At 54.0% G+C, this 16,534-nt stretch carries 14 protein-coding genes; 10 read left to right on the top strand and 4 right to left on the bottom strand.

The features are described from left to right. Positions 1 to 207 precede the first annotated feature (207 nt). The gene (locus W822_RS0123840) at positions 208 to 1,650 is read right to left on the bottom strand and encodes an MFS transporter (RefSeq protein WP_031243108.1); all 1,443 of its coding nucleotides are present in this window, start codon (positions 1,648 to 1,650) and stop codon (positions 208 to 210) included. Between the two features lie 130 nt (positions 1,651 to 1,780). On the opposite strand from W822_RS0123840, the gene W822_RS39045 reads away from it, so the two are divergent. From W822_RS39045 to W822_RS39020, 6 genes are all read left to right on the top strand, one after another. Then, on the top strand, positions 1,781 to 2,704 hold the full coding sequence (locus W822_RS39045) for a helix-turn-helix transcriptional regulator (protein WP_024006158.1): 924 nt from the start codon (positions 1,781 to 1,783) through the stop codon (positions 2,702 to 2,704). Further along, positions 2,701 to 3,624: a LysR family transcriptional regulator gene (locus W822_RS39040; RefSeq protein WP_024006157.1), complete on the top strand. Its 924-nt coding sequence runs from the start codon at positions 2,701 to 2,703 to the stop codon at positions 3,622 to 3,624. Before W822_RS39045 ends, W822_RS39040 begins: the two co-directional genes overlap by 4 nt. Before the next feature lie 183 nt (positions 3,625 to 3,807). Then, the gene (locus W822_RS39035) at positions 3,808 to 4,998 is read left to right on the top strand and encodes a CaiB/BaiF CoA transferase family protein (RefSeq protein WP_024006156.1); all 1,191 of its coding nucleotides are present in this window, start codon (positions 3,808 to 3,810) and stop codon (positions 4,996 to 4,998) included. Positions 4,999 to 5,042: 44 nt separating this feature from the next. Beyond that, the gene (locus W822_RS39030; protein WP_024006155.1) at positions 5,043 to 5,981 is read left to right on the top strand and encodes a hydroxymethylglutaryl-CoA lyase; all 939 of its coding nucleotides are present in this window, start codon (positions 5,043 to 5,045) and stop codon (positions 5,979 to 5,981) included. A 33-nt stretch (positions 5,982 to 6,014) separates the two neighbouring features. After that, positions 6,015 to 6,998 carry a Bug family tripartite tricarboxylate transporter substrate binding protein gene (locus W822_RS39025; RefSeq protein ID WP_024006154.1) on the top strand — a complete coding sequence of 328 codons (984 nt, stop codon included), beginning with the start codon at positions 6,015 to 6,017 and terminating at the stop codon, positions 6,996 to 6,998. A 123-nt stretch (positions 6,999 to 7,121) separates the two neighbouring features. Beyond that, the gene (locus tag W822_RS39020; RefSeq protein WP_024006153.1) at positions 7,122 to 8,111 is read left to right on the top strand and encodes a Bug family tripartite tricarboxylate transporter substrate binding protein; all 990 of its coding nucleotides are present in this window, start codon (positions 7,122 to 7,124) and stop codon (positions 8,109 to 8,111) included. 58 nt (positions 8,112 to 8,169) lie between these two features. Here the strand turns inward: W822_RS39020 and alkB are convergent, their stop codons facing one another. Then, positions 8,170 to 8,838 carry a DNA oxidative demethylase AlkB gene (gene alkB / locus W822_RS39015; protein WP_024006152.1) on the bottom strand — a complete coding sequence of 223 codons (669 nt, stop codon included), beginning with the start codon at positions 8,836 to 8,838 and terminating at the stop codon, positions 8,170 to 8,172. Between the two features lie 191 nt (positions 8,839 to 9,029). Here alkB and W822_RS39010 point away from each other — a divergent pair, with 191 nt between their 5' ends. The 3 genes from W822_RS39010 to W822_RS39000 all read left to right on the top strand — a co-directional run bounded on the left by W822_RS39010 (position 9,030) and on the right by W822_RS39000 (position 12,903). Next, positions 9,030 to 10,256 (top strand): MFS transporter, encoded by a 1,227-nt coding sequence (locus tag W822_RS39010; RefSeq protein WP_024006151.1) that lies wholly within the window; start codon positions 9,030 to 9,032, stop codon positions 10,254 to 10,256. 71 nt (positions 10,257 to 10,327) lie between these two features. Next, positions 10,328 to 10,930 carry a glutathione S-transferase gene (locus W822_RS39005; RefSeq protein ID WP_024006150.1) on the top strand — a complete coding sequence of 201 codons (603 nt, stop codon included), beginning with the start codon at positions 10,328 to 10,330 and terminating at the stop codon, positions 10,928 to 10,930. A 74-nt stretch (positions 10,931 to 11,004) separates the two neighbouring features. Further along, positions 11,005 to 12,903 carry a bifunctional metallophosphatase/5'-nucleotidase gene (locus W822_RS39000; RefSeq protein WP_024006149.1) on the top strand — a complete coding sequence of 633 codons (1,899 nt, stop codon included), beginning with the start codon at positions 11,005 to 11,007 and terminating at the stop codon, positions 12,901 to 12,903. Between the two features lie 67 nt (positions 12,904 to 12,970). On the opposite strand, the gene W822_RS38995 is transcribed toward W822_RS39000, so the two are convergent. Together W822_RS38995 and W822_RS38990 are read right to left on the bottom strand one after the other, a co-directional pair. Further along, on the bottom strand, positions 12,971 to 13,378 hold the full coding sequence (locus W822_RS38995; protein WP_024006148.1) for a carboxymuconolactone decarboxylase family protein: 408 nt from the start codon (positions 13,376 to 13,378) through the stop codon (positions 12,971 to 12,973). A gap of 86 nt (positions 13,379 to 13,464) precedes the next feature. Next, a complete protein-coding gene (locus W822_RS38990; protein WP_024006147.1) occupies positions 13,465 to 14,463 on the bottom strand; it encodes a Bug family tripartite tricarboxylate transporter substrate binding protein in 999 nt (332 codons plus the stop codon). A gap of 567 nt (positions 14,464 to 15,030) precedes the next feature. On the opposite strand from W822_RS38990, the gene W822_RS38985 reads away from it, so the two are divergent. After that, positions 15,031 to 16,509, top strand: a complete 1,479-nt coding sequence (locus tag W822_RS38985; RefSeq protein WP_024006146.1) for an MmgE/PrpD family protein — start codon at positions 15,031 to 15,033, stop codon at positions 16,507 to 16,509. The last annotated feature ends 25 nt before the right edge of the window (positions 16,510 to 16,534 follow it).

Below are 16,534 nucleotides of genomic sequence, written 5' to 3'. Positions count from 1 at the left end.
AGCGTTCCGGCAAATGATACTGGGGAAAGCCCTGATTCCTATGGTAGAGGATTTACTCTGTTAATGCCAGCGCATGGCGCCGCCGCTGCCGTGTTCCGCTTCAAAGTGTTGCCAATATCACAAATGACACTGTCGTTTCCGGCGCGTGCGGGCCTGGGGCAATACGCGCTCGTCAAGCACCTTCCTGGCGAGCGCCGGTTCCGACATTCAGCTGTTGCCCTGAACAGCCAGACGCGACTGGTTGCGTGTGCGGAAATAATAGCCTGTTGCAGCAACCAGCAGAATCGCGATCAGCACCATTTCGAGCTGCAGGCTGGCGCCCAGCGCGTGTTGATAATCATGTCCGTGAAGCAGTGCCTGCGAGAATACGGCACCCAAAAGGGTCGGGCCGAATCCCATGGAGGCTTGCTGTATAGTCGACAGCATGGCGCTGCCGGCGCCTGCCTGTTCAGCAGGAATTTGCGACATACCGATCCGGTAGAATGCACCGACAATAAAGGCCTGTCCGATACCGATCAGAAAGGAAGGAATGGTCAGCGATAGCAGGTCCGGAGCGGGCCAGACCACCCGCAAGATCCAAAGCAGACACAGCAGACCCGGTATAACCATGGCGCAGCCCAGGATCAGCGTTGGAAGCAACCCGATTCGTGCAACCGTGCGCGTGCTCAGCAGCGAACCAACAAAAAACGCGACGCCCAGCGCAATAAAAGAATTACCCGATTGTAACGGGGTGAGGCCCGCGCCTGCCTGCAGTGTCAGCGCCAGAACGAACATGAAACCGCTCCAGCAAGAAAAAAACAGGATGGCCATGAAAAAACCGAAACGCACCGTTGGCAGCCGCGTCAGGGATGGGGGCAGCAGGGGAAGCGTACCTCGTTTTGCCTGATTGACTTCTGTTTTCCAAAGTGCCACTGCAAGCGGCAGCGCTGCGGCCATCGCAAGCAGCCAGGGCCACGACCATCCGACAGAAGGGCCCACGGCAACGGGCACCAGAATGCTGATAATCAGCAAAGCCAGCAAAATTGTTCCAGGCCAGTCGATTCCGGCCGGGTTCGAGCGCCGCGTTTCGGGAATGAAACGGGGTGACAGCAACAGCACAGCCGCGCAGACAGGAAGATTGATCAAAAAGATGCTGCGCCACTGCGATCCGGCAATATTTGCATGAACGAGAAACCCTCCCAGCACCTGGCCAATAATAAAAGACAGGCCGCCAATCGAACTATACAGACCAATAGCGCGCGAATGCGCGTGCCCTTTCAGGCAGACGTGAATGGTTGCCAGAATCTGTGGAACCATGAGTGCGGCGGCGATGCCCTGCAGGGTGCGGGCCAGCAGCAAAAAGTATATGGCAGGCGCTATACCGCAAAGCAACGAGGCGATGCCAAAGAGCAGCACGCCGATATTGAACAGACGCCTGCGTCCGTATATATCGCCCAGCCTGCCGCCCATGGCCAGCACGACGGCGAAGGCGACACCATACAAGGCCACCATCAGTTCAAGTTCATATTCGCTTGCGTGCAGCGAACGGGCAACGGAATCCAGCGCCACATTGATAATGGAAAAATCAATCTGCGGGAGAAACATACCGGCAAGCAGGACTGCTAGTCCGGCGCGACTCATTTGAGCGTTGTCATGGGTTGTATCAGCCATGGAAAAACCCTGGAGAAAAGTGATCAATGCGGTATTATGAAGATTCTTTTAAACGGGTACCAGAGCCTGTTTAGACTGGTATAAAAAGTGTCAGGCTGGTGTAGAAAAGGTTCATGATCAGGATGAAAAAATGAAAATGACAGAGGGCATATCCGCATTTATAACGCCTCGCGCAGGCGAACCCCCGAAAGAACCTGTTGACGACAGGGAAGACAGGGCGCAGGAACTGGGTGCATTTTTGCGTAATCGCCGCGAATGCCTGGACCCGGTTCGCTTGGGATTGCCTCGCTATGGTCGAATACGAACGCCGGGGTTGCGCCGGGAAGAAGTGGCACAACTGGCTGACATCGGCATCACCTGGTATACCAAGCTGGAGCAGGGAAGACCCATTCGGGTGTCGTCCAGAGTACTGCAGGCTGTTGCGTCGGCACTACAGTGCTCCGATACGGAAACCCGTTATTTGTTCACATTGGCCGGTCTGGCCAGTCCGGCATCGGAAGTGACAGGGAAAATTTGCCGTATGATGCCGGATGCGGTACAGACTATCCTGGACCATTTGCATCCGCTGCCGGCTGTCCTGCAAAGTGAGCGTTTCGATATCACTGCGTTTAATCACGCCTTTTGCTGCATGATTGATCGCGACCTGAACCAGGTCGCGATCCAGGATCGCAATTGTATTTATCTGACGCTGACCGACGACCGGGTCAGGGCGGTGTTGCATGACCAGGAGCAGATCATTGCACATATGGCGGCACGACTGCGAGCTCAAATGGCGGCGCACCTGGGGAATCCGGCATGGGAACGCACGCTTGAGCGCCTGCTTGGATGTTCCGCACAATTTGCTGATCTCTGGAATCGCAATCAAGTGTGTGCGACGGTCGATCATATTGTTCGCTATAAATATGCCGGCCTGGGGACGCTTGAAGTATTGCAGACCAACTGGTGGAGCATGCCGGTGGCTGGCGATCGGCTGCTGGTCTACGTTCCGGCCGATGAGCATAGTCGAAAGCTGCTCGATAAAAAAGTGGCCCTTGGACTGGATTGTGTCTCATGATTTCTGAACCGGTTAATCTGTCGCGTTTCGACCCCCAGACCCTCCGCCTTTTTCTGTTGGCAGCGCGTGCGCTGAATCTGACCCGTGCGGCCGATCATGCTCATATGACGCTGTCGGCGTTGAGCAAGCGTATTTCCGAACTGGAAAAGCAGATCGGGTGTGAGCTGTTCATCCGACGCGCACGCGGGCTGGAACTGACGCCTGCGGGCCACGCGCTGGTGGAACATGCACAATTGGTCATTGCTGCTGTTTCACGCCTGACATCGGATATGAATGCCTATTCTGCCGGGCTGCGCGGCCAGGTGCGAATTTGGGCAAATACGTCATCTGTGATTCAGTTTCTGCCAGGCGATCTGGCGGCGTTTTCCCGTGCGCATCCGGCGATCAGATTGAGCCTTGACGAAAAGCTGAGCCACGAGATTATTACGGCGCTCACGCAGGAACGGATCGATATTGGTATCTTTGCCGACAATATCCCAAGCGGCCTGGTTGAAAAATATTTCTATCGTCATGACCAACTGGTGGTGCTGGTACCGCGCGGTCATCCTCTGGGCAAGCGCAGGCGCATTCGATTTGCCCAGGTGCTGGACAATGACTTTGTGGGTTTGTCCGATGGCAGCTCGTTGCAAGTGAGGATGCAGGACGCCGCGCTGGCTGCCGGAAAAACGCTGCGACTGCGTGTTCAGGTCAGCAGCTTTGACGCGATCTGCAGGATGATTGAAGCGGGCTTGGGGGTGGGGCTATTGCCCCTGGAAGCGGTGCGCTCTGAAATTATCGGTAAAGGCCTGCACGCCTTGCCATTGGAAGACGAATGGGGGCAGCGCACGCTTTATGTGGGTGTTCGCAACGCCGCCGGGCTCAAGCCGGACGCACAGCGATTGCTCGATTTTCTGAAACAGGCTCACGCTCAGGTCAAATAAGGGTTTGGTCCTCCGCCGAACGATAAGCGGCGAACATATGCAGTGCCGGTCTGCGACCCGAATATGTGTTCGAATATCTGTCAGCCTTGAAAATCAGGAAAGGGTTGTCAGAAAATTAGCAATTTTCAAATAATCAAATTACGGTCATGATGGTGGCACTGAAATACATATACAGGTCACGCCATGTCAAAACCGCTGGATGGAATCAAGGTCCTGGAACTCGGGCAACTGATTGCCGGCCCCTTTGCCACCAAAATGTTGGGCGAGTTCGGCGCGGAGGTCATCAAGATCGAGCCGCCCGGCACGGGCGATCCCCTGCGCAAGTGGCGCATGCTGCACGAAGGCACCTCGGTATGGTGGGCCTCGCAATCGCGCAATAAAAAGTCGGTCACACTCAATTTGCATGAGCGGGAAGGGCAGGACGTCATCCGCCAACTGGTGGCTGATGTGGATGTCATTGTCGAAAACTTTCGCCCCGGTACGCTGGAAAAATGGAATTTGGGGTTCGAGGATCTTCGCAAAATCAATCCGCGCTTGATCATGCTGCGAGTGTCGGGCTATGGACAGACCGGTCCTTATAAGGATTTGCCGGGTTTTGGCGTCGTGGGTGAGGCTATGGGGGGGCTGCGCCATTTGAGCGGGGAGCCCGACAGGCCACCAGTGCGTGTCGGCATCTCAATTGGCGACTCGCTGTCTGCATTGCATGGCGTGATCGGCGTATTGCTGGCCTTGCGTCATCGGGATCAATTCAACGGCAAGGGCCAGGTGATCGACGTGGCCTTGTACGAATCTGTCTTCAATATGATGGAAAGTACTCTTGCCGAATACTCCGTTTTTGGACACGTACGTCAGCCTGCGGGAAGCAGTCTGCCCGGTATTACTCCCAGCAACGCGTACCGGTGCGCTGACGGCAAATATGCGCTGGTTGCCGGCAATGGCGACAGCATATTCAAGCGTCTGATGGCATTGATCGGCCGTGACGATATCGGCAATGATCCCGCTTTGGCACACAACGATGGTCGCGCCGCTCAGGCCGATTATATCGACGGCGTGATCGGACAATGGACGGCGCAGCATACGCTGGACGAGGTGCTTAGCCAATTGCACGAACACCGTATTCCCGGCGGCCGGATTTATGATGCCGCCGATATTGCCCAGGATCCGCATTACCAGGCTCGTCAGATGCTGATAGATGGAGAGCTTGAAGACGGCACGCCGGTGACGCTGCCGGGTGTGCTGCCCAAACTGAGCGCGACGCCGGGCGATGTGCGACGCCGCGCACCGCTGCTTGGCCAGGATACACAGGACATCCTGGACCGGCTCGGCATTGATGCAGCCACGCGTGAGCAATGGCGTGCGCGCGGCATCATCTGACGTACAGACTATACGGATCGACGCAAGGGCGTCAGGAGAACGACATGAAGAAACTGTTTATTCAGGAAGTAGCGCCCAGGGATGGTTTTCAGAATGAAGCGCGTTTTATCGATACGGAAGACAAAATTGCATTTGTCGATCAGTTGAGCCTGTGCGGCTACGCGAAAATCGAAGTCACTTCCTTCACGTCTCCGCGGGCCATCCCGGCATTGAAGGATGCAGAAGCGGTGATGCATCGTCTTCACAGAAACCCGGATGTGGTCTACACGGTGCTGGTGCCCAATATGCGAGGAGCAGAACGGGCCATGTCCTGCGGTGTGGATGAAATCAATCTGGTCATGTCAGTCAGCGAAACGCATAATCTTTCGAATCTTCGCATGAGCCGCGAGCGCTCCTTTGAACAGCTGGCCGCTGTGATTGAGGAAGTCAGGAACACAGATACGGCCATTAACGTGTCCTTATCAACCGTGTTCGGCTGTCCGATGCAGGGGGACATAGAACAATCTGACGTGCTGGGCTGGATCGACCGGTTTGCGCAATTGGGCGTCAACGGCGTCACGCTATGCGATACCACCGGTATGGCCTATCCGACACAAGTGGGCAGTCTGTTTTCAACTGTGATCGAGCGCTTTTCCGGCTTGCAGATCACCGCTCATTTTCACAACACACGCGGCATGGCGCTGGCCAATACCGTGACAGCGCTGCAGGCTGGTGTAGAGCGGTTCGACAGCTCGCTGGGCGGATTGGGCGGATGCCCCTATGCGCCCGGCGCCTCGGGCAACGTGACGACCGAAGACCTGGTGCATATGCTCGAATTGATGGGCTATGACACAGGGGTGGATTTGGCCGCCATTCTGGCAATCAGTCGTACGCTGGCGCCGCTGATCGGTCATGACGTCAACAGTCAGACGCTGGCAGCGGGGACCCGCATGTCGCTGCACCCGGTGCCTGAATATGTGCAGCAATTGCAGCATTCGCAGTGATCGAGCAAATTACAGACAACAACGGAGACTTTTATGAAACGTAGCTATATCCAATTACCGCTGCTAACGCTGGCCATCGCTGCGGCAACTGCCACGCAGGCAATGGCCCAGGAGTCGGCATATCCGCAACGACCCATTTCTTTGATCGTGTCGGCTGCGCCCGGTGGAACCACTGATCTTGCCGCCCGCATGATTGCGGATCCTCTCAGCAAGGAGCTGGGTCAGCCGGTGGTGGTGGAAAACAAGCCCGGCGCCTCGGGTGGCATTGCCGCCCAACAGGTTCTGCGCTCGAAACCCGACGGATACAACCTGTTGCTGCAGTATTCAGGCTATCAGGTAATTACGCCGAGCATTGAAAAAGTCAGCTGGGATCCGGTCAAGGACTTTACGCCAATCGCAAATGTATTGTCCGCACCGCAGGTACTGGTCGTCAAAAAGGATTTGCCGGTCAACAGCCTGAAAGAATTGGTGCAATATGCCAAGGATAATCCGGGCAAGCTCAACTACGCCTCCTCAGGCACGGGCGCGCTGCAGCATGTCGCAACGGAACAATTGAACCAGATGGCCGGCATCAAGACCACGCATGTTCCGTATAAGGGAACGGGACCTGCGCTGACCGATTTGCTGGCGGGTGTCGTGGATATGACTATCACCACACCGCCACCGTTGCTGCCGCATATTAAGTCGGGCGCGCTCAAGGCATTGGTTGTCACCAGCAAGGACCCGTTGCCTTCGCTGCCTGAAGTGCCGACCGCCAGTGCTGCGGGCTACCCCGATTTGCTGGTGTCGTCCTGGTTTGCCATGTATGGACCCAAAGGATTGCCAGAAGACGTTGTGAACCGGCTCAATACTGCAATCGCAAAGATTATGGCTACGCCGGAATATAAAAAGAAGGCTGAGACGCTTGGTGCCACCGCCGAATATATGAACGCGCAACAATTGGGAACCTATACGGGTGAGGAACTGGTTCGCTGGAAAAAAGTGATCGATGCGGCGGGCATCAAGGGCGGTAATTAAGTACTTTGATTTGTCCCAAGCGTGCCTCTGCATACTTTTGCAGAGGCACGCTGTGCACCACAGTTGACATAAAATCTTTCGTTGCAACGGTACACATTCTATATCCCGGCCTGCAATGCATATATGATATCGGCATATTTTTTTACCGACCGGGAGACAAAATTGAAATACAGCCTATTGGCCATCATGATGGCCATGACATCGGGTAGCGTGCTGGCGGCATATCCGGAAAAGCCCATTACCATGATCATCCCTTTTCCACCGGGACAGGCGACCGATACGTTTGCGCGTGCGCTGGCCGATGAGTTGGGCAAGGCGGTCGGGCAGCCTGTGATTACAGAAAACAAAGCAGGGGCGGGCAGCAATATCGGCATGCAACAGGCGGTACGAGCCAAACCGGATGGCTACACGATTGTCGTTGGTGGCAGTGCGGCAGCAGTTAACCAGACTCTTTATAAAAACCCGGGCTACGGTCTGGAGAAAGACCTGAAAGCCGTATCGGGCGTGTTTGCCGTGCCTCTGATATTCCTTGCCAATCCCAAGACGCAAATACGATCCCTGCAAGATGTCGTAGATAAATCGAAAGCAGAACCTGAATCACTGGCCTACGCCAGCGCGGGGATTGGCGGAACCCAGCATTTGTCCGCGGAAATGTTCCAGGCTGGCACGGGTATCAAGCTGCGGCATATCCCTTACAAAGGCAGCGGCCCGGCCCAAACGGATTTTATCGGAAACCAGGTTCCATTGATGGTCGATTCGGTCACAGCGGCCCTGCCTTACATCAAAGATAAAAAGGCTGTTCCTCTGGGGGTGACAACCAGCAAACGCCTGGAGGCCTTGCCCGATGTGCCGACCGTTGGCGAAACGGTTCCTGGGTTCGAGGCCATTGGCTGGGCGGCCGTATTCGTACCGAAAAACACGCCAGCCGATATCGTTGAAAAACTGAACACTGAAATTGTCAAGGCACTGAAAGGTCCGAAACTGTCTGCCTTTATTTCAGACCGTGGCGCGGTGCCCATGCCGCAAACCACGGAGCAGGCCGATGCGTTCATTAAAGCGGAAGTGAAAAAGTGGGGCAAGGCGGTTACCGATTCAGGTGCGACGGTAGACTGACGCACCTGATTATCCGGGGCAGTGATGCTGCCGTGGGGTTTTGAATGCGTTAACTGTTTTAGCGCGTTTTGCGAAAGGTCAGGTTGATGCGATTCGAGCCGAGCAGGGGGTGGGGGTTGTCTTTGAGCGGCAGTACGCCGTGGTAGCGCAGACGGTCTGGGCCGCCCCAGACAACCACATCGCCATGAAAGAGCGGAATTTTCTCGGGACGGTCGCTGCGTTTGTGTCCGCCAAACTGAAACAGAGCGGGCATGCCAAGCGAAACTGACACGATGGGCGCAGAAAAATCGGTTTCATCTTTGTCCTGGTGCAGGCTGAGCCGGGCACCAGGCACATATCGATTGATCAGACAGGAGTCGGGTTCGAAACCGTCGTAACCACATCGGCGGGCGGCAGCCTGAGCGAGTGCCAGAAAAACATCTGGCATGGGTGGCCATGGCTGGCCGGTTTCAGGGTCAATGTCCGCATACCGATAGCCCTTGCGATCGGCGGTCCATCCGACCAGGCCGCAGCAGGTCAGGCCGACCGACATCGTGTAGCCGCCGGGCGTAATCATGTGTCGAAATGGAGAGTGCCGGCGAATTTGGCCAAGCGCTTCAAGTATCGGATCGACATGAGCACTTGCATATTCCCGCAATACCCACGCGCCTTCCCCCAATTGCTGATCAGCGGCAGACAGGGCTGGATTGGGCAAAGCGTCAGGTGCGAAGAGAGAATGATTGCTCATGTCAGTAACAGTTCGAAAACAAATCTAAATGATATCGCGGGGCATATGGGGCATCGCAGCAATACAGCGGATGAAGCACAAGGGTGCGACAGCCTATGCTGGCTGTGGTTTAATATTCACACTGCCCGGGGAATGCCCCCGCTTGGTAAATTATACTGTATAAATATATAGTATTTAATATGTGATTCCCCATGTCTGACAAAACGCCACAGCCTTCCTATCTTTCAACTCCGATCCTCCTATTGATGGCGATTGCTTGCGGGCTTTGCGCAGGTGGAAACTATTTTAATCAGCCGCTGCTTCATTCGATATCAGTCGGCCTGGGCATCTCAGAAACACAGGCGGCAATGACGGTCACGGTGGCGCAGGTCAGCTATGCGCTGGGACTACTGTTCATTGTGCCGCTGGGCGACAAATTTGAACGCAGAAAGCTGGCGGTAGGGTTAATGACATTGGCCGCCATCGGACAATTTATCAGTGGTTTTGCCGTCAACAGCGCGATGCTGTTTACCGGCGTAGGCATGGCGGGCCTGTTTTCAGTTGCGGCGCAGGTGCTGGTGCCGATGGCGGCGATTCTGTCTGCGCCGTCCCGCAGTGGGCGGGCGGTTGGCATGGTCATGAGTGGATTGCTTACCGGTATTTTACTGGCTCGTAGCGTGGCAGGGTTATTGTCGGGCATTGGCGGATGGTCGACCGTTTATCTGGTCTCAGGCGTCATCATGCTTGCCATTGCACTATTGTTGTGGCGCAAGTTGCCGGCCTCAAAGAATCCGCACACGGCGGGGTATGCGTATATTCTTGCTTCACTTTTCACGTTGTTGCGTGAGCAGCCGCGCCTGCGCACGCGGGCGTTGATGGGCGGGCTGGGGTTTGCTTCGGTCAGTGCGCTGTTTTCAACCATGGCGCTGTTGTTGGCCGGGCCCGCACATGGGCTTAGCGATGTCGCCATTGGCCTGGTCGGCCTTGCCGGTGTCATGGGTGCATTGATGGCGTCTTTGGGCGGCCGACTGGCCGACCGCGGACTGGGCGACACCGTAACTTCGGTCAGCGTCATACTGCTGCTGGTCAGCTGGGTGTTGCTATGGTTGGGGCACGATAATCTATGGTGGTTTATCGCTGGCATGCTGGTCATCGATATGGCGCTACAGGGTATTCATATCAATAATCAGACCGTGATATTTGCACTGTCGCCGCAGGCAAGATCACGACTGAATGCCGTTTATATGACCAGTTATTTTATCGGCGGAGCGTCGGGCTCAACGCTGGGAACCGTCGCATGGACGTATGGAGGGTGGGCGGGTACCTGTGTGCTGGGCGGTATTCTGGCCATCCTGGCAGGCGCGGCCACAGTGACTGACCGCTATGTCAAATCACGTATGTTGAACGATAAATTGCCTGCTGCGGCGACCGGGCAGTGACGATTATCATGCTTCAATGACAGTTGCCGTATCTTTTACCTAAGTTTTTTAATCAACAAGGAGACAAATCAATGAAAATATTCTACTCAGCGGCCTCGCCCTTCGTGCGCAAAACCATGATCGTTGCCGAAGAACTGGGAATCGTAGATCGCATTGAGCGCCTGCCGGCAGCGGCCAGTCCCGTATCCCGTGACAGGACAATTATTCCATTCAATCCGCTGGGTCAGGTACCTACATTCATGACCGATGACGAACAGGTTTTGTTCGATAGCAAGGTCATTTGTGAATATCTGAATGACAAGTTCGGTGGCAAATTGTTTGGAGATGAACATACACGCTGGTCTGTGCTGACAGATCACGCCGCGGCTGACGGAGTGATCGCAGCCTCATTGCTGGTGCGCTACGAGTTGCTGGCCCGCCCCGAGGCCTTGCAATGGAACGAGTGGATAGACGGACAAACCGACAAAATCACCACTGGACTGCAGTACTTTGAAGATAAGGCCGCGACACTGGAAGACAGAATAGATATTGTCACGATTACGCTGGCTTGCGCCTTTGACTATCTGGACTTCCGTCTGCCTGACTTTAACTGGCAGAAGCGCTTTCCGGCGCTCAAGGCCTGGTATGACAAATTTTCGGTGCGCCCAAGTATCGCGACCACGCGTCCCAAATAAAGCAGGCGAACCGGTCCAGTGCTGGCCAGGCGGCATTTACAGACGATTTGAGGCAGGCAACGCGGGGAGATGACATGACAGGCAGAAGGAAATTTCTTCAGTTCATGGCCATGGCCGGATACAGTGCCCTTGCACCGACCGCGCTACGCGCCCAGCAGGGCATGGAGCAGTTCTATGACTTGCCGGCGTTTGGTAATGTCAGTATTCTGCATATCAGCGACCTGCAGGCGCAATGGAAGTCGCTTTATTATCGGGAACCCGATTTGCAGTTGGGCGGCGGCAAGGGCAGGGATCGCCCTCCGTATGTGACCGGCGACGCTTTGCTGCAATATTACAACCTGATGATCGGTTCGGCTCAGGCCTATGCTTTCAGCAATGTCGATTATGAAGCATCCGCAAGCGATTATGGCAAGCTGGGTGGCGCAGCGTATCTGATGTCGCTGATCGGGATTGTTCGACAGTCCCGCAAGGATGCCTGGCTCCTGGATGGTGGCAATGGCCGACTCCATTCGTCGGCACCATGGGCCAGTGCAGATGTCTCGGATCCGATCATCGCTGCCTTGGGCATCAACGCTGCACTGCCAACGGGCATACCTGTGAAAGAGGTTGAGCCTGTGCACGACGTTGAGTATATCGCCCATAATTTAGTCGACAAGGATGCCGGCAAGGCCCCGTTTGCACCTTATACGCTGACGCAGATGAATGGTGTTTCTGTTGCTGTGATTGGCCAGGTTGCGCATAATGAATTATCGAATCAAGTGCAAGAGCACAGCGTGGTTGCACTGGAGTCTGCATCGGAGTTGAAATCTGAGTCCGATTCGGGCTCCAAGCCTGACCCAGTCTCGGATCCTGTATCGACACCCGGGTCTGACTTTGTTGCCAAACTGGATGCTGCCGGTTTGCAACAGATCGTCAACGAGGTTCGACAAAAGGGAGCGCGCGCCGTCTTGCTATTGTCGCGCGCGGGTGTCGAGGCTGATTTGAAACTGGCTTCACGCATTACCGGTATCGACGTGATTCTTGGCGGCCGCTCTGTCACGCCGCTTCCGGAACCCATTTCAGTTTCGAACAAAGCAGGCAAAACACTGGTCACCAATGCCGGTGCGCAGGGCCGTTTTCTGGCGGTGTTGGATATGAAGGTCGGAAAAAAGGGAATGACAGATTTCCGCTATAACTTGCTGCCAGTGGTGGAAAGCTTTGTAAAGCCGGACCGACGTGTTGCCGCACTGATTGACCAGGCCTATTTGGCTTCGAAGGATAAGCTGGCGGAAAAATTAGCGGTTTCTGAAAATTTGCTGTATCGACGAGGCATGTTTAACGGCACTTGGGACGAGGTGTTGCTGCAGGCCATGTTGCAGGAAACCGGCTCGCAGGTGGCGCTGTTCCCAGGATACCGCTGGGGCGCCACCGTACCGGCCGGCACAACCTTGACCCGGGAGGATGTCATTAACCAGACTGCGCTGGGCGAAGAGAATATTACATACGGACTGCTGCGTGGCGACGATATTTTGAAATTGCTCGAAGAGGCGGCTGATGACTGTTTCAACGTTGACGCCTACAAGCGCACCGAAAGAGATATGCTGAGAACCGGGGGGGTGACATATGGAATTGATCCGCGGCAAGCGAAAGGTCGGCGTATTACGAATGTAATGATTGAGGATAAACCCCTGGAGTCGGATGGTTTTTATAAGGTGGTCACATGGGGCGTATCGGTGAAATTTGAGTCGCAAACACAGCGGTCGCTTGAAAGCGAGATGGACCTGGCGGCCAATGATCGGGTAGAGGAAAGGAAAGAAAAGTCGGAGGCCGCGAAAGAACCGTTAGATTCTTCGGGTGGTAATGGCAATAACACTGGCGCGAATGCCGGCCAGTCCCAGTCCCTACAAGATTTGGTTGTGAAATACCTGAAACAGAAAAAGAACATTGCCACTGTGAAAGCGTACCATCCGGATGTCGTTCATTCCATCCGGTAAGGTTTACTGTTATTGCAGAAAAAACTCGATGTGTCGCATGACAGTGTGCCCCTTTGTACTGCCAGATTCACTTCGGCGTGTCACCTGATTCAGCATGCAGTTCCGCGAAAACTTCCCGGGCTGCGATGAGAGCTTCGCGAACGAGCGGCGCGCCGAGATAGCCAAGCAGATGCAAAAGCACTTCCACCAATTCATCTTCTGTCCAGCCGTGATTACGTGCAAACCGTATGTGCACTTTCAACTCGGGAAATCTCCCGGTGGCAGTATCGGACACGACGCATACAAGAGTACGGGTTTTCAAATCAATGCCCGGTCGAGACCATAGCGTGCCAAAGAGCATTTCCTGTGTCAGTTCACCAAATTTTTCCATGACAGGATCATCGTAAACTTCTTTGTCCAGTCTGTCCGCATAGGCTTTCCCAACAAGTTTACGACGCATTTCACGTCCTTTTACGCGTAATGGGCTGTCGGTCATGTAATCTTCTCCTGGTTAGAATGTTCAGATTTACGCTCGCGCATTTGCAGACCCGTAGTAGAACGCCGTCTGCAAATGGATTCGTATTAATCTGCCGATATCTTGTATTTGTTAACGATGGGACGCCATTTATCTACCTCTGCCTTCACCAGTGCTTCAAATTCCTCAGGCGTTGATGGGGCGGCAGTCATGCCAAGCGCAGCTAATTTCTCTATTACCGCTTTATTTGACAAAATTTCCCTGAGCGTCTGGTTCATGTCTTTCACGATATTTTCCGGAAGCGCTTTAGGACCTTCTATTCCGGTCCATGGCTGAGAAGAGAAAGCATATCCCTCCTCGATGGCTGTGGGTATGTCGGGCAATTTTTGGTCTCGATGTTCACTGAACACCACCAGAACTTTCAGTTTTCCTGATTTGATTTGAGGCATGTAATTGCCTACCAATCCCATCCCGGCATCAAGCCGTTCACCCAAAAGATCCTGGAGTACTTGCGGCGGGCCCCGGTAAGGAACAATATTGAACTCGACTTTTGCCATGTCCTGTAACGCCAGTTGGGTCATATGCGAATATGATCCGGTGCCCGGACTGCCCATTTGTACCTTTCCCGGGTTGGCTTTTGCATACTGAATAAACTCTTTGAGATTGTTTACCGGCAAATTGTTGCGCACTACCAGAACAGACGGATCTTTATTGGTGACAGATATAAAAGTAAAGTCGGTCAGTGGGTCGTATGGGAGCGACTTAAACGTCAGTATGTTGTTAGCGGCGGGTCCAGGTGTAGTAACGATGAATGTGTATCCATCAGGTTTGGAGCGAGCTACATGGCTTTGCGCAATATTGCCTGACGCGCCGCTACGGTTTTCTACAACCACGGTATTGCCATATTTTTTATGAATGCCATTTGCGATAATTCGTGCAACCACATCAAAGCTTGAACCGGGAGGCCATCCCACTATCAGCGTCATGGGTTTATCCATTGGCCATTTGGCCTGAACTGACGATGTTCCTGCCAATACGGTTAGCGTCGCCAAAATCATAGTGCTCAGGCAGCGGCACCAAAAATCTGTATTGATCAATCTGGACATGTATAGTCTCCTTTAATTCTTTTAGTAAATTTAGTCACATACTTTTCGAATATTTCAATTACAGGACACGGTTACGCAAGATACTTTTAGTTTGTTGATTTTTCACAGTGGTGGCTTGAGAGGTGGACTCGAGATAAAGTGGACGGCTCAGTGGGAAACAACGAACTGATTCTAAAAACCTAAAGCGTTGCCGTCCATGCGCCTTTTGTGCTCTCCGTGTCCCGATAATCCGTACAATCGTTTTCTCGCGAGAACGGTCATTTTTTTATCCTGTTATTTCAGGCACTTGAGAAGAGTATTTCAATTGCTGAACTGCAGTATGTATGGCACATGATGGTTTTCCCGAAATTGACCGCATAAATCACAAGCAGCATATTCAGAACCTCGACGGATTCTGAAAAGCGGGCACCGAGAATGCCAGCAACTGGCAGATGCGATAGGAAGCAGCAAGCACACCAGAAACTCCCGGGTAACGCAAAGTCGCGACGAGCTTGTTCGAGCTGTGATGACAGATAAGCGTCATTTGTGAAAAACAGAGACGCAATTGATTCTATCCAAAGGACATACATGAAAATCAACCGCAGAAGTTTATTACTGAGTGCCGCTGCGCTCCCTTTCTCCGTTGCCCATTCCGCTGGTGCGCAAACCTCCAAAATCAACAACATGCGGTCAGAATCGGATAAAACTAAATATCTGAATTCAGATGAGCGAGCGACTGCAACCGACATGGTGTTGGATGGAATTGGGCAGAGACGCTTTGAAGAGCTTCCCGCGGCAATCACACATGAAAGCAAGCGAGCATTGATTAACTGGTTTGGCTGTACATTGGGTGCCGCTCGGTCCGATCCGGTGGGTCTTGCCGCGCAGACAGTGGCGGCCGGAATGACGCCGGTATACGGTATGCAGACACTGACATCTGCAACAGATGCAGCATTTTTGACTTGTCTGAGTTCTGCCGTCTATGCCTTTGACGATACTCACGTCCCGACGATTACCCATCCAACCGGGCCGGTCGCTTCTGCATTGCTGGCGCTTGCGCACAATGGTCACAAAATTTCAGGAAAAGATTTTCTGACCGCATTGACGGCAGGGCTGGAAGTGTCGTGCAAATTGGCTAATGCCTTAACGCGCTATGCACCGAAACCCAACTTTGGCCTCTATTTGACGGGAATTACAGGGCCGGTAGGCGCAGCAGCGGCGGGCGCCATGGTGCTGCGTGCGAATCGTGCCGTGACAGGGTGGGCCATTGGCCTGGCTGCGACACAAGCTGCGGGTCTGCGGGCGACACATGGTGCCATGTCAGGAATGGTCGTGCCTGCATTCGCCGCCAGGGACGGTTTGCATGCGGCATTGCTTGCACAGGCGGGATTCACCTGCACCGCCGACGTGATAAGCGGCAAGCGCGGATTGATTGCCGCTTATGCGCCGGGTGCCGACTGGCGAGCGGCTTTCGCCAGCCTGGGTACGGATTTTGAAATTGAACGTGTGTCCTATAAACCGTATCCGTGTGGGGTGGTAATTCATCCATTGTTGAATGTTCTGAGCCGCGCAGCGTTGCCGACTATGACCAATAATCAAGTACAGGAGGTTCAGGTGCAGGTGAGCTCCAAAACAAAAACACTGGTGGATGATCCGCAACCTAAGGATATGTTTGCTGCGATTGTGAGTGCCCAACACTGGATTGCATTGTCAATTCTGGGTCTGCCATTGGGTATTGATGGTTTGCAGCAAAAGCAGATCGATGACCCCGAGATACGGGCGATGAGACAGAAAATAGCGCTGGTGGCTGATGATATGCTGGAGGTTACCGACTGTGTCATCACGATAAAGCACGCAGAACAGCAACAGCAGGTGCTGCGTGCAAGCAAGGAAGATCAGGCGGAAATGTCGCTCAGCGATTCGGCACTTCAGGAGAAGTACCTGAACCAAGGGCGTAATGCAATGGACGAGACCAGTCTGAAAAAATTACTCGCTCTGATTCTTGATATTGAGCAATCAAATGACATCGGTCGCGACATTGCCGCGATCGTGCAGCCCGTCCAGTGAACGAACAGCCTCCATGCTGAAGGCG

The sequence above is a fragment of the Advenella kashmirensis W13003 genome (genome assembly GCF_000506985.1).
In the GTDB taxonomy this organism is placed as follows: domain Bacteria; phylum Pseudomonadota; class Gammaproteobacteria; order Burkholderiales; family Burkholderiaceae_B; genus Advenella; species Advenella kashmirensis_A.
Note: the sequence above shows the minus strand (reverse complement) of the source record. Positions and strands in the feature narration are given on the sequence as shown.

What these genes read in the sequence shown, in the direction of transcription:
- alkB (WP_024006152.1), bottom strand. Translation starts at nt 8,838, where the DNA reads ATGAGCAATCATTCTCTCTTCGCACCTGACGCTTTGCCCAATCCAGCC.
- W822_RS38990 (WP_024006147.1), bottom strand. Translation starts at nt 14,463, where the DNA reads ATGTCCAGATTGATCAATACAGATTTTTGGTGCCGCTGCCTGAGCACT.
- W822_RS39005 (WP_024006150.1), top strand. Translation starts at nt 10,328, where the DNA reads ATGAAAATATTCTACTCAGCGGCCTCGCCCTTCGTGCGCAAAACCATG.
- W822_RS39030 (WP_024006155.1), top strand. Translation starts at nt 5,043, where the DNA reads ATGAAGAAACTGTTTATTCAGGAAGTAGCGCCCAGGGATGGTTTTCAG.
- W822_RS39025 (WP_024006154.1), top strand. Translation starts at nt 6,015, where the DNA reads ATGAAACGTAGCTATATCCAATTACCGCTGCTAACGCTGGCCATCGCT.
- W822_RS38985 (WP_024006146.1), top strand. Translation starts at nt 15,031, where the DNA reads ATGAAAATCAACCGCAGAAGTTTATTACTGAGTGCCGCTGCGCTCCCT.
- W822_RS39045 (WP_024006158.1), top strand. Translation starts at nt 1,781, where the DNA reads ATGAAAATGACAGAGGGCATATCCGCATTTATAACGCCTCGCGCAGGC.
- W822_RS38995 (WP_024006148.1), bottom strand. Translation starts at nt 13,378, where the DNA reads ATGACCGACAGCCCATTACGCGTAAAAGGACGTGAAATGCGTCGTAAA.
- W822_RS39035 (WP_024006156.1), top strand. Translation starts at nt 3,808, where the DNA reads ATGTCAAAACCGCTGGATGGAATCAAGGTCCTGGAACTCGGGCAACTG.
- W822_RS39010 (WP_024006151.1), top strand. Translation starts at nt 9,030, where the DNA reads ATGTCTGACAAAACGCCACAGCCTTCCTATCTTTCAACTCCGATCCTC.
- W822_RS39020 (WP_024006153.1), top strand. Translation starts at nt 7,122, where the DNA reads ATGATATCGGCATATTTTTTTACCGACCGGGAGACAAAATTGAAATAC.
- W822_RS39000 (WP_024006149.1), top strand. Translation starts at nt 11,005, where the DNA reads ATGACAGGCAGAAGGAAATTTCTTCAGTTCATGGCCATGGCCGGATAC.
- W822_RS0123840 (WP_031243108.1), bottom strand. Translation starts at nt 1,650, where the DNA reads ATGGCTGATACAACCCATGACAACGCTCAAATGAGTCGCGCCGGACTA.
- W822_RS39040 (WP_024006157.1), top strand. Translation starts at nt 2,701, where the DNA reads ATGATTTCTGAACCGGTTAATCTGTCGCGTTTCGACCCCCAGACCCTC.